The 13,844-nt window shown below is 36.7% G+C and carries 10 protein-coding genes; 2 read left to right on the forward strand and 8 right to left on the reverse strand.

The window, feature by feature from the left end; genetic code table 11:
• Positions 1–111 precede the first annotated feature (111 nt).
• Positions 112–1,449, forward strand: coding sequence for a dicarboxylate/amino acid:cation symporter (locus GQS55_RS13760; protein WP_159821060.1), 1,338 nt, complete (start codon positions 112–114; stop codon positions 1,447–1,449).
• Positions 1,450–1,660: 211 nt separating this feature from the next.
• On the opposite strand, the gene sohB is transcribed toward GQS55_RS13760, so the two are convergent.
• From sohB to GQS55_RS13775, 3 genes are all read right to left on the reverse strand, one after another.
• A complete protein-coding gene (gene sohB / locus GQS55_RS13765) occupies positions 1,661–2,725 on the reverse strand; it encodes a protease SohB (RefSeq protein WP_159821061.1) in 1,065 nt (354 codons plus the stop codon).
• 120 nt (positions 2,726–2,845) lie between these two features.
• Positions 2,846–5,401, reverse strand: coding sequence for an acylase (locus GQS55_RS13770; RefSeq protein ID WP_159821062.1), 2,556 nt, complete (start codon positions 5,399–5,401; stop codon positions 2,846–2,848).
• A 228-nt stretch (positions 5,402–5,629) separates the two neighbouring features.
• On the reverse strand, positions 5,630–8,080 hold the full coding sequence (locus GQS55_RS13775) for a VolA/Pla-1 family phospholipase (protein ID WP_159821063.1): 2,451 nt from the start codon (positions 8,078–8,080) through the stop codon (positions 5,630–5,632).
• Between the two features lie 257 nt (positions 8,081–8,337).
• On the opposite strand from GQS55_RS13775, the gene GQS55_RS13780 reads away from it, so the two are divergent.
• Positions 8,338–9,075: a YciK family oxidoreductase gene (locus GQS55_RS13780; protein ID WP_159821064.1), complete on the forward strand. Its 738-nt coding sequence runs from the start codon at positions 8,338–8,340 to the stop codon at positions 9,073–9,075.
• Positions 9,076–9,148: 73 nt separating this feature from the next.
• Here GQS55_RS13780 and fadD read toward each other — a convergent pair whose 3' ends face one another.
• The 5 genes from fadD to tsaB form a co-directional block, all read right to left on the reverse strand.
• A complete protein-coding gene (fadD, locus tag GQS55_RS13785) occupies positions 9,149–10,804 on the reverse strand; it encodes a long-chain-fatty-acid--CoA ligase FadD (protein WP_159821065.1) in 1,656 nt (551 codons plus the stop codon).
• Positions 10,805–10,971: 167 nt separating this feature from the next.
• On the reverse strand, positions 10,972–11,871 hold the full coding sequence (locus GQS55_RS13790; protein ID WP_159821066.1) for an alpha/beta fold hydrolase: 900 nt from the start codon (positions 11,869–11,871) through the stop codon (positions 10,972–10,974).
• Positions 11,872–11,880: 9 nt separating this feature from the next.
• Complete coding sequence (locus GQS55_RS13795) at positions 11,881–12,561, reverse strand: M50 family metallopeptidase (RefSeq protein WP_159821067.1); 681 nt, start codon at positions 12,559–12,561, stop codon at positions 11,881–11,883.
• 85 nt (positions 12,562–12,646) lie between these two features.
• Positions 12,647–13,021: a hypothetical protein gene (locus GQS55_RS13800; protein WP_159821068.1), complete on the reverse strand. Its 375-nt coding sequence runs from the start codon at positions 13,019–13,021 to the stop codon at positions 12,647–12,649.
• A 94-nt stretch (positions 13,022–13,115) separates the two neighbouring features.
• The gene (gene tsaB / locus GQS55_RS13805; protein WP_159821069.1) at positions 13,116–13,826 is read right to left on the reverse strand and encodes a tRNA (adenosine(37)-N6)-threonylcarbamoyltransferase complex dimerization subunit type 1 TsaB; all 711 of its coding nucleotides are present in this window, start codon (positions 13,824–13,826) and stop codon (positions 13,116–13,118) included.
• Positions 13,827–13,844: the final 18 nt, after the last annotated feature.

The raw sequence follows: 13,844 nt of genomic DNA on the forward strand, positions 1-13,844 counted from the left end.
GTTAAGAGAAAAATCAAATAATCCAAACGCTAAATTTGCAAAACAGTTTTTAATCCCTCTATTTATTGTTAATCTATTAAGCTAATAATATTAATAATGTATTTACACACTATGACAACTCTCCAAAAAAGCAGTTTAACTACCCGAATAGTTATCGGCATGATTTCAGGTATAGCCCTAGGTTCTTTTTTACAATGGCTAATGCCTAATGGTGACGACTTAGTTTTCAACTTATATTTATTCGAGTTATCACTTCAGAATTTTCTTGTTGATGGCGTACTTGAAATTATTGGTCAAATATTTATGGCTAGTTTACGTATGCTAGTAGTGCCATTAGTTTTTGTATCCCTTGTGTGCGGTGTTTGCTCACTTCAAGATACAACAAAACTCGGCAGAATAGGCGGTAAGGCGATAGGTTTATATCTAATAACAACAGCAATAGCGATAAGCTTTGCTATTTTCGTTGCCATTATTGTTGGTCCAGGTGAAGGCGTAGGTATGACGGCTAATACAAGCTTTAGTAGTCGAGAAGCGCCGTCATTAGCTCAAGTAATTATTCAAATGTTTCCAACCAACCCATTTGAAGCGTTTGCACAAGGAAAAATGCTACAAATTATCATTTTTGCCTTACTTTTTGGTATTGCCATTGCTTTATCTGGTAAGGCTGGTGAACGAATAGCGAGTTTATTTGAAGACTTAAGCGAAGTTATCATGCGCTTAGTAGCGATACTAATGAACCTTGCGCCTTACGGTGTCTTTGCATTATTGGCGACGTTATTTACTACCGTTTCACTTGAAACCTTTGGTAATTTAATCGTTTATTTCTTAGTTGTATTGTTTGTATTAATTGGACATGCAGTCATTACTTACCCCGTCATACTAAAACTAATGACTGGTTTAAACCCGATTATTTTCTTAAAGAAAATGCGTGATGCTTCTATTTTTGCTTTTTCTACAGCAAGTTCTAATGCCACTATTCCAGTTACTCTAGAAACAGCGACAAAAAAAATGGGAGTAAAGAACTCAATTGCTTCATTTACAGTGCCTTTAGGAGCAACCATTAATATGGACGGAACAGCAATTATGCAAGGTGTTGCTACTGTATTTATTGCACAAGTGTTTAGTCAAGATTTAACCTTAGCTGATTATGTAACTGTAGTATTAACAGCAACGCTTGCCTCTATTGGTACTGCTGGTGTTCCTGGTGTAGGGTTGATTATGTTGGCTATGGTGCTGGATCAAGTCGGTCTACCGGTTGAAGGCATTGCTTTAATTATTGGTGTTGATCGCCTATTAGATATGACGAGAACGGCGGTTAATGTCACTGGTGATAGCATGGTAAGTATTATTGTCGCAAAATCGGAAGGACAATTTGATAATGATATGTACTTAGATGAAAAGGCTGGAAGCAAGATTGAAGATATCGATTTTCATCATTTAAAAGATTAAGTCTTAGTCATGATGAAATAGGTTATAAGCTTGTCAAACTGTAAAGACCTTCTATATGCTTTTACAAAAATAATATATAGAAGGTTACTAAGCTGAGTATTTTAAAAGCTTAATACTATGACTTAAATAAGCGTATTTTAAGTAAACATAATTTAAGTAAGCATAAGTTAAATAAACCTTAGAAAGCCTTTCTAAGGTTTATCGTTTATTTTTAACCAGGAAATATACGGTTTTTCTGCATTAACTTACCTAATATACCGTCAACAGAAAGTGACGCCGCTTTAGAAAACTTCTCTGCTAAACCTTTCTTAACTTCATATTTAATTGCGACAACTTTATGACTTTTACTTAGTTTTTGTAAATAATCATCACTTGTTTGAATGCTATCAACTAAGCCAAGCTCTAATGCTGTTGTACCAAACCAATGTTCACCCGTTGCAACTTTAGCTAAATCTAAACTTGGTCTGTGTGCGCTAACAAAATCTTTAAACAACACATGAGTTTCTTCAAGCTCTTCAATAAATTTTTCTTTACCTTTTTCGGTGTTTTCACCAAACATTGTAACAGTACGCTTAAACTCGCCAGCAGTGAATTGCTCAAAATCAATATCATTTTTCTTTAATAACTTATTAAAGTTAGGTAACTGAGCAATAACTCCGATAGAGCCGAGAATAGCAAAAGGTGCTGCAATTATGTTGTTTGCAACACAAGCCATCATATAGCCTCCTGACGCAGCAACTTTATCGACAGAAACTGTTAAAGGTATTTCATGTTGACGAATTCGATCCAATTGTGATGAGGCTAAACCATAACCATGCACCATACCGCCACCACTTTCTAATCGTACAAAAACTTCATCATCTTTTGTAGCCACAGACAAAATAGCAGAAACTTCTTCACGAAGAGAGCTTACTTCTTTAGCATCGATGCTCCCTTTAAAATCAAGCACAAACACTTTTGATTTGCTTTTAACTTCAATGTCATCGTCTGATTTTTCTTTTTTCTTAGCCAATACTTTATCGGCCTTAGCTTTTTCTTTTGCTAATTTTTTATCCTTTTTTTCTTTCTGTTTTAACTCTTCGTCATTTAATAAAGCATGAACAATTTCTTGTTCAACTTCTTCAAACTGTTCAGACAAGTCAGTGATTTCTAACTCACCTTTTTTATGTTTATGCTTAATAGCTGAGGCTGTAGCTACGACAACAATAGCAACAACGGCAATGACAAAAGTTATTGTTTTGGCTAAAAACAATCCATATTCGTATAAAAATTCCAAGCTTATCTCCTGAGCGTTTAACGCTATTTTAAATTTTCAAATCAAGGTGTTATATGGGGGTAAAAAAAACAAAAAAAAGCCCTTAGTTTTTACTAAGGGCTTATATGTTAGATCGCACGCCTAATTAGAACTAATATTTATTTCACTAATAATATTAGCACTAATATCTTCCTCGCTAAACAATAACGGCCTTAAAGCAGTAGTTTCTGAGTATAATCTATTTTGATCATCGACATGCACAGAGTTAGTATCTGATGACTGAGAATAGCTAAGTATCCCGCGAGCACTTGGTCCATTATCGGTAAAGTTAACAACAAACATCCAGCTTGAACCATAATTTATATGGTACCCTTCTGTAGTTAAACCTGATGATACCGGCTGTGCGGTTTCTACATCAATAACAGGTGGGTATTGGTGTATTGGCATTAAGGTGTCATCGGATTGTGCCGAAGAAAACACATTAAACCCACCTTCCTGGTGCATACTCCCCGCCCATGGAAATTTAGTACCACTAGCGCTGCCACTTGCCATCGTTTTCTCAGTAAATTGAATATCACCTATCATCGCATCCAACGCTAAACCTGAAGATTCCACGTTTTTAATTGCTCCAGCCAGTGATTTTAAGGCAGAGCCGTCATTAACTAAGGTATTCGGTGTTGTGCTTGCTAAATCAGGATCAAACGGAACAGATAATTGATTTTCACTATTAAATTTAAATGAAAACTCTCTAAACAAATGCGCTCCACTGCTCTCTTTATTGAAGCGTTTATCCCAATTAGCCAGTACAGAACAACCAGCAGAAACATCAACAGCAATACCGTTGTCTAACATAACTAATGTATTACCTTGTGCCTGGCATTGCGCAATTAAATCATCAACCACTGCTTCCGCTAAATAAGTTCGATTATTTAATAAAGCTTCCTCAACCTCTTGTGCGGAAAACTTGTTATCTTCACCTGAACTATCTCCTAACATTTTTAAGCCCATACGCGTTCTTAACGACAAAGGACTAAAGTCGTCTCCATATAGAATTGAAAACCCTGACAACGGCGTTGTTGGATTGGTAAACCAATAAGGATCATTTGAATTTTGAACATAGTCGGTGTTTAGCAGCTTAGGCGCTTGCTCATAGTTATTTAATCTATTAGGTTCAAACAAAGCTGTATTTCCTGGAAGAATATCAAAGCCAACTGATTGACGTGTTGCTACTAATACCGGATCTGTCCTCATTAAACCAAGAGCTGTATCATTTAGATTTAATACACGGGATTTATCTATATAAAAAGCATTACCCTGATCATCTGCATACATAGTATTTACCCAAGGAATCCCATCAAAATCCTTAAAGGCTTGTTGAAATTCGTCAAGGTTAGTCGCTAAGTTCATCGCTAACCAGTGATCAATCATATGGATATTTTCTTTAGCTGCATCACGTAACGTAAATGCATGACTTGCTGTCCACTCCATACCATTACTGGGCGGTGTTTCAATAATTAAGCCGTGATGTGAATAATAATAATCTTTCGATAGAATAACCGATTGCCCACCGCCAGCTGCCACTTCAACATAGTAAGTTTTTTTCTCTATATCACGACTCTCACCGTCCACATTGTATTGCTGATTGTTCTCATCTTCTAAACTTAATTGATAAACAACAAATCGACGTGACTTAGAAACAGTATGCGTCCAACCTAAGTTTTGGTTAAAACCAATATTTTGTACTGGGAAACCTTGTAAAGCGCCGCCCATTACATCCATAACATCAGGAATAGTAATATGTGATTGATAGAATCGTAAATGTCCTGTGTGTGGAAAATGTGGATTAGCCAGAAGTATACCTTTGCCATTTTCTGTTTTGTCTTTACCGATTCCCCAGCCATTAGAGCCTAAATCACCTAAATCTATATTCGTATCACCAAATGTAGAAGATATTGATGCAACATTGGCAATAATGTCGTTTGTATAACCTACTTGGGATTGCTCAGAAGCTCCTTTTGCACGAGCACCAACATAAGGTAAATATTCAGTTGCACTACTTGGGTTAGCTAAAAAAGCAAGTTGCATAAATGTAGAATTAGCACCACTCGCATATTGGGAAGTAGCAAATAGATAAGCTGTTAGATCTACTGCCGTAATAACGTTTACCCAAGGTGAACCTGCACAAAAAGGTGCCAAGTTTTCAATACCCGTTTCTTGGATATATTTATTATAACCAGCGACATAGCCTTCAATTGTTGCACGAGTATTTTCTGACAAACTTGGGTATAATTTTTTTGCTGAGTTCATCACACCTAATGCATGGTAACCAAAATCAGAAATAATATTACCTGAATCGCCTGAGCCTAAAACCTTATCAGGACCAAAATATTTAGAACGCTCACTACGTACTTTAAGTATTTGATCTGCCAGAATACAAGCATTGTCTTGCGCATAAGCGTAGCCCGAGCCAAAAGCAACACTTTGTAAATTATCACCTGTTATATGAGGTACGCCATAACGAGTACGTCGTATATTGGCACTCAGTGTTCCGTCTTCATCAAAGGCAACCAAGCTTGGAGACTCTACAGGTGGAACTACCGGCTGTGGCAGCTCCGTATTTTTATCATTATCACTTCCACAGCCGGTTAAACCAAAGAGTATAGCCAAACCTAAGAAACATCCGTTTTTATTAATCATTTTCTATCCCCGATTATTTATTATTGTCACATTAAGACTAACATTAATAAAAATAAAAACATCAGAGCAGTTAAGGTTAAATAACTATCAAACTAGGCACTTTAATTACTATTTAGCATATAGCTCGCTAACCTAAATACATGCTAGTTTTAAGCAAAAAAAAAGCCTTTAGTTTTATAACTAAAGGCTTTTGATTATTTAATGTCCCGTCCTGATATGGATTATCAGCTATTTCACAACGGCATCATTTTGCACTGAAATAAGATGTCCGTTACTACTGAAGAAATTAGCGACTTGGCTTTGCATTTCTGTTGTTGCTGCGCTAGTCATAACAGCATCAGGCGCTTCACCTCTTGATCCTGGCGTTGGATCTAAGATCGAACCATGATGACCAAATAAGTAACGTACAGCGCCAGATATTGGCGAATCTGCATCCTGAGTAGTTTCCGAAACACCTGGTAAGCCTAATAATGCAATAGCACCTTCTGTACCACCAAACGGTGCTGTTGACACAGTATTAGGAATTACTTGGTCACTAAGATTATCACTACCATTACCCACAACTTCAATTAAATGAGTTGGTGTATTGGTTGCTACCATCATCGCCGCATAATTAGCAGGGTCACCAGCATCAGTTACCGTTTGTGCTGCAAAAGCAAATTGGGTAAAGGTTGCACCTAATTCAGCTTGTTGTGCAGACGTAAGTAAGGCATAAAACGCTCTAAAATAGCCAACCAATTCAGCTTCTGTAGGTGTTGTTTCACTCAAGTGAATTTGTGCTACATAGCCTTGGAATTCTTCTGAAGCAGCATAAGCTAAGTTTGATTTAATAACATCACCAAAAGCTCCTGACTCCATTAAGAAATTAGCCACCATCACACCTGGCATCGCAAGACTATTTGTCTTAACGGCGAATAAAGGATCAACTTGCGGATCAAGAGAATTATTCGCTAATGCGATAAAGTTCATACCCGTAATCGCGCCTAATGAATGACCTAAGAAATGAACATTGGAACTATCAATGTTAATTGAATTACCTTCTGTATCCGCCCCTCCTAAGAAATTCAAACCTAATCGTAACCCCATTAAATCAGACGTTGATTGGCGTAAGTTATCGCGGGTAGTCAATAAGCTAGCTAAGTTCATATAATGTGTAGCAGATACCGTTGAAGCATTAATATCATCTACACCATCAGGAGTGCCTGCAGGTCCTGTTATATCAAAGCCTCGGCTACCATGTAATGGATGATCAATAGCTACAGTTGAAAAACCATAAACTGAAAGAAGACCAGTAAGTGCTAGCATATCTTCTTTTTTAGACGTTATGCCATGCTGTAATATTACTACTGGCCAGCCACTTTCAGGCTCCACTAAATTAGCCGGTAAACCTAACCCTTCTCGAACAGCATTAGCAACATTTACATCTGGCGTTGTCATTTGTACAACAAGCGACATATCTGCATTAGCTTTAGGTACTGGACTATATTTAGTTAGATTACGTTCGGTATCAATGCCTAAATCACGAAGCCCTGGCGCTGCTAGCCCCTGAGCTTGAGAAATAGCCATACATGTTCCGTCAGATACGCTCGTCGCATCAGCAGGAATAGCGTCAGGATTACTAACTGCAAGACCTGCTAACATAGCACCAGAATCACATAATGATTTCCACCAATCATTAATAGGTGCCATTGGGTTTTCAGCTGAAGGGATACCTAAATAATAAGGTAAAGTAATACTACCCTGCATAAAGTTAGCAGCTGAATATAACGGTATTAAGGTTTCAGGTATTCTTCCTGTTAAAATATCAGCAACTGACATGCCGGTATCTTGCATACCAATGGTTGGTATACCTTGCATGGCATTAGCGACCATCACAGGAACATTATTAGCGCTTAACGCTTTAACCGTTGAAAGTACATCCACAGTCGATTGCGTAGTAAATGCCATTGTATAGATAAGTGAGTCTTTATCAGCTCCTGCCGCTACAATTGCATTTTCATAACTATTAATTACACCTTGTAAGCCTTTTTGTGCATCACTGGCTAATGGGTGAGTAGTAATATCTTGACGAACTGATTCATAGGCTGTTGAGCCTGAAATAGCTTTACCATTATTATCTTGTAGGTTATTTGTTAATGCCAATACATAGCCTGTTTTAGCTTTAAGAGGCTTCAACGGTATCACGGCAACACTATTACCTGATGCCTGGCTAATAAAATCAACACCAAAAGTTAATTCACCAACAACGGTACAAGCAGCACCACGTGGAACTTCTTCACAACCAGGGTCACCACCCATTAAGGTTTCATATATTTTTACGGATGCAGAGCTAAAAGCAGAGTTACTATCAAGTGATGTCCCCTCAGGGAAGTCAATATTAAGTACAAATGGGTTTGTTGTAGACCAGCCATCTAAAGCGCTTAAAGCAAAAAATGGATCCGATGAGTCGGTAGGGTCACTAACAGGAAGATTTAATGAGCCATCTTGACTACCTTGAAAGAGTAAATCATTAGGTACTGATAAAATACCACTCGCTGGGTCAAATATAATCCTTGCAGGAGCAACGATAGGCGTACCATTTTCAACAGCATCTTGTTTTACGTCTTCAACGGTTTCACTATCACAGCCACTCAAACCGAGTGCGCTAACTATAGCTAAACTAAGAACTAATTTTTTCATTTTTATCTCCCCTATGCTTATTTTATTTCTATTATTTTTTAATAAGTGCATGCTATTTGTTATAGTCGTTTACTTCAGATTACACAGTAAACATCAAATTAACTAATTAGACCAGTTAATAAACTTAACGCAAGCGATAACAATGTGCCAGTTGTTTTTCAATTTTAATTGATTTATTTCTCGTTATTAGAAATAAATCTAAGTAAAATGCTTATTATACAAATGAAAAATCATTAATACCTAAACTCGGATAAGAAATGTTTGAATATACTATTATAGATAAAAGTTTAGAAAATAAAATAATACTCATCACCGGCGCAGGCGCAGGTATAGGCAAAGAGGCGGCAATAACTTACGCTAAACTTGGCGCCACAGTTATTTTACTTGGAAAAACAGTAAGTAAACTTGAAGCTGTTTATGATGAAATAATAGCATTGGGTTTAGCCGAACCAGCGATTATCCCATTAGATTTAAAAGGTGCAACTAAGCAAAACTATATTGATATGTCAGCAACAATTGCTAGTCAATTTGGTCGATTAGATGGTGCGTTGCTTAATGCCTCTATATTGGGAGAATTAACACCATTTACTCAAATACATGAACAGATATTTAACGATGTTATGAAAGTAAATGTGAATGCTCAATACCTGTTAGCACAAGCATTAATTCCAACATTACAGTTAGCGCCAAATGCCTCGTTAATATTTACCTCTTCTGGTGTTGGTAATCAAGGCCGCGCTTACTGGGGAGCATACAGCATATCTAAATTTGCGACTGAAGGTATGATGCAAGTTATTGCTGACGAATATGAAAATTCTACTTTACGCACCAATGCAATTAACCCTGGAGCGACTAATACAGGTATGCGCACCAGCGCTTACCCAGCAGAAGATAAAGATAAATTAGCCACCGCTACTGATATAATGCCGCTTTATGTTTACTTGATGTCTGATGACAGTATAGCTGTGAATGGCAAAACCATAAAAGCACAATAGAATAGCTAAAGCCTGTTTATTGTATAGGAAAGTATTCTTATGAATACTTTCCTTAAAACAAACCCGTTACAAATTACCTTAATTCTCTTCTTAATATTTTACCAACATTAGTTTTAGGTAATTCATCCCTAAATTCAACTAGCTTAGGTACTTTATAGTTCGTTAAGTTTTCACGACAATGCTTAATGATTGTCGCCTCGTCTAAACCTTTTTGCTTGGCCACAACAAATATTTTTACCATTTCCCCACTAGCTTCATTAGGTATTCCTATAGCAGCAGCTTCAGCAACGCCCTCGAGCATCATAACTACTTCTTCAATTTCATTAGGGAATACATTAAAACCAGAAACAATAATCATATCTTTCTTACGATCAACAATTTTGAAATAACCGTGCTCATCCATATAAGCAATATCACCTGTTGCTAACCAACCATCTTTTAAAATTTCTGCCGTTGCTTCATCACGGTTGTAATACCCTTTCATGACTTGTGGCCCTTTTACCCACATTTCACCGGCTTCTCCGAGCGCAGCTTCACAACCATCATCCAACATAATTTTAATATCGGTTGATGGTGCAGGCAAGCCAATAGTTCCATTATAATGTTCTTGGTTATAAGGACTTAAAGACACCATCGGCGCGCACTCTGTTAAACCATAACCTTCCAATAACCGAGACCCTGTGACTTTTTCCCAGCGCTCAGCAACTGGCCTTTGAACTGCCATACCGCCACCCAAAGACATTTTAAGGGTTGAAAAGTCTATATCTTTAAAGCCTGGTGTATTTAATAAGCCATTAAATAATGTATTAACGCCAGTTATAGCAGAGAATGGGTACTTCCCTAACTCTTTAATAAACGCTGGCATATCACGTGGATTTGTAATAAGTAGATTAGTACCACCTAAGGTAATAAAAGTTAAGCAATTAGCTGTTAATGCAAAAATATGGTAAAGCGGTAAAGCGGTTACAACTAATTCTTTTCCTTCTTCAAGCAGCGGTTTTATTGCAGCTTTAGCCTGCTCTAAATTAGCAACCATATTCCGATGCGTTAACATTGCACCTTTTGATAAACCAGTTGTTCCACCGGTATATTGCAAAAAAGCCAAATCATCACCGCATAACTCTATAGGGGTAAAATCTAATTTTCGTCCTTTAGTTAAGGTGCTATTAAAAGGTACAGCATCAGGTAAATTAAATGCTGGCACCATTTTTTTAACATACTTTACAACAGCATTAACAACTTTACCTTTTACAAAACCAAGACGGTCACCTAGTGATGTCATAATGATATGCTTAACAGGCGTTTTATCAATGATATTTTCAAGCGTGTGGGAAAAATTCTCAATAATTAACATAGCTTTAGAGTCAGAATCTTTAAGTTGATGCTCTAATTCACGCGCTGTGTATAAAGGATTAACATTAACAACGGTTAAACCCGCTAGAAGTGCCCCAAATAAGGCAATAGGATATTGCAAAGTATTCGGTACCATAATGGCAAATTTATCGCCCTTAACTAGTCCGAGATCTTTTTGTAAATAAGCAGCAAAAGCAGTTGCTTGCTCTGCTAATTCTGCATACGTTATTTCTACTCCCATATTAATGAAAGCAGCTTTATCACTATATTGAGTAGTGTACTTATTAAACATTGCCACTAATGAAGGATATTTATCTGGATTTATTTCAAATGGGACTCCAGGGGGATAACTTTTTTCTAGCCAGATTTTTTCCACAATATCTTCCTCATATATTTTTTAGCAACTACTTAATAGTGTAGCTTATTGTTTGTATATATCACTTCATCAATACTGAAGCTTTAATTAGCAAACAGTTTTATCAAATTTCAACTGATACTACCAGTTAAATTTAAACACTTGTTTGAATTATTAACAAATTAAGACTAATTAACTATAAAACACTTAATTAATTCAGCAGTTTCCTCTGGTTTCTCCATATGAAAATGATGTCCACCGATAAGTTCTACACTCGAAAAATTCTCAAATAAAGTACCAAAGTTTTTCATTCCTGAGTTCACCATATCTAAGCCATTACTTCCATAAATTAGTTTTACTGGACATTTTATATCACGGATAAGTTGCTGTGCTTGTTGAAGTGTTAGTCGATAGGGAGAGGTATTACGTAAGCGAACATCACTTCGCCAGCGATAACCTTCTGCTTCTTTAATAATGCCACGTTCAACGATTAGTTTAGCATCTTCGTATTTAAGATCAGACACATTAGCGCGCGCTTGAACGGCTGACCCAATACTTTCATGATATTTTTTTTTCTTAGCATCGGCTTTTCTTGTATTTAATTGACTACTCCTTAGCCTACTTAACATCCCTTTACGTAACTGTTTAGTTGTTTCATCAGCTTCTGAGCTAATAAAACCAATAGAGTCTATTAATGTCAATGATTTAACTTTTTCAGGAAAAGCGGCTGCAAAAGCACTGGCTATCATCCCCCCCATTGAGTGGGCGACAATATCGATTTGTTGCCAAGAATTGGTTTCAAATAGCTGTAATAAGTCATAAGTCCAATCGATAAAGTGATAGTGAGCATCAGCGCTTTTATGGCTTGAGTTGCCATGGCCAGCCCAATCGATAGCAACTATATGTTTATCTGGTAGTTTTTCTTGAAGATAAGGCATGAGCGGCAAAAAACTAGCGGCGTTATCAAGCCAGCCATGCAAACAAAGCACGATATTATTTTCATTCTCTTCCTTACCACACACTAGTCCCTGTATAGACATAGTTTCAAGTGTATAGTTGACTTCTTTAACAGCGTTGACTGCAAGCATAAAGTTCCCTTATTTTTTTGCTGTTTTATATAAGGAATATAAAGCAAGCAATGCGATTGAAAACCAAATTAATACCCAGATCAATTCAGGAATATAAGTAATAGACGCTAAGGTTGCACCATCTCCTAAATGTCGACCGTCGAGAAGATATGATGGGCTAGACAGGCTATTCAATAAAATTAATAGTCCAAATAATTGCATTAAGCGTTGAAGATAATGAGTTTTATGTAACTTAATTGTCAATAAAAATAAAAAGGCTAACACACCTAAAATAAACCAAGTTAATAAATCTCGTCCCCAAAAAACAATAGAGCTAAGCAGTAATAAAAATATTAAAACAGAAAAAATTTGCGCTATTTTTTTATGCGCACTTGCTAACTTATAAATTCCCCAGCCCCAAAGCGTTGCGCCTGCATAACCAGCAAAACTAATAACAAAACTAATGCCTCCTTGGGTAGTACATAGCCCTGCGCCATTAGTAAATAATTGTATACGAAGAACTTTACCACCTGTTAGCATTGCAGCTATTCCATGACTAATTTCATGAAAGTAACTCTCTAGCCAGTTAAATGGGATAGAAACTAGCGGTAATTGCTTAATAACAATTGCCGCTAAGAGAAGAATGAAAAAATGGTATTTATTCCACAAGCTTGATGAACTGAACTTGTTATTAGGTGAACGAGAAGACATCGATGCTCGACTTATAAAAGGGTGAAATAGAAAATATGTTAATGTATTTGCTTGTCGCTAAACTAGAGCAAATTAAGTAATGCTGTTAGGCAAATAAGTCAACGCCAAAAATTTTTTGTACAGATTCTCGTTTAGCTAAATTACTTACCGACTGATAACTTGCAACAGCGGTTTCATTTTTTGATGAAAATTGATCTTGATTAGTAAAAGAATGTTCATCATCATTTTTCTGTGCCAGTGATGATTGTGCGGTTTGGCTTTCTTTAAGTAGTGCAATAGCTTGTTCATCAATAACAAAATTAGGTGTCGTTTGCTTATTTGATGATTGCTCCTGCTCTACTTTACTCGCATCAGCAGAATGCACCGACTCTTTAATCGGTGTATTGAGTTTGTCACTAATATTAGCAGTAGATAGTTTCCCATACGCAGAAGTAGGGCCAACAGAATTAGGTATATTCATAAAGATAATTTAACAAAATATTTATTCATAGGCAATTTATTCATCTATCCTTATTTATAAATGTTTATTATTAAACACTTATAAATGATAACTTTTACTTTCCTGGTAATTTTTTCCAAGATACAGTATCACGAACATAGACAGGCTGAGCATCTTCAGCATTTACGCCCTCGCCTCGTTCAAGTGAAACTTTACCAATAACAAGCATTGCTTCTGCACTAGGAAATAGCACATCAGGTGTGCCCTCATTACTTTTCAATGCGGTTAATTCTTCCTTATAAGCATCCCAACCGGTACCAACACCATAAATAGGTTCAGTAACAATATTAGCTAAACGCTCATGAACTCTTCCTGGAGCTGTGACAGCTTCGCATTTTTTATCCGCAAGCACTTGTTCTTGCATTATATTATTTTCATCAACTGCAAAGTATCCGTTATAAACTTCGCCCATACGGGCATCAATAGCGGATATCACTTTAGTTTGTTGATACTTCATAAAAGCTAATTGTGCCATAGCTTGTAAACTTGACACACCAATAACAGGTAGATCCGCAGAGAAAGCCAAGCCCTGCGCAACCCCAACGCCAATGCGTACACCAGTAAAACTACCAGGACCACGACCAAAAATTAAGCCATCACATTGTGATATTGTTATCCCTGCTTCTTTGAGTAATTTATCTACCATAGGTAATAATTGTAAACTATGGGATTGTGGGCATAACTCATAACAGCTATAAAGTTTATCATCTACTTGTAAAGCAACTGAGCAAGCTTCCGTTGAAGCATCAATGGCTAAATAATTCACTATTCTCTTACCTTTTAA

Origin of the sequence: Colwellia sp. 20A7, from assembly GCF_009832865.1 — a bacterium.
Lineage (GTDB): Bacteria > Pseudomonadota > Gammaproteobacteria > Enterobacterales > Alteromonadaceae > Colwellia.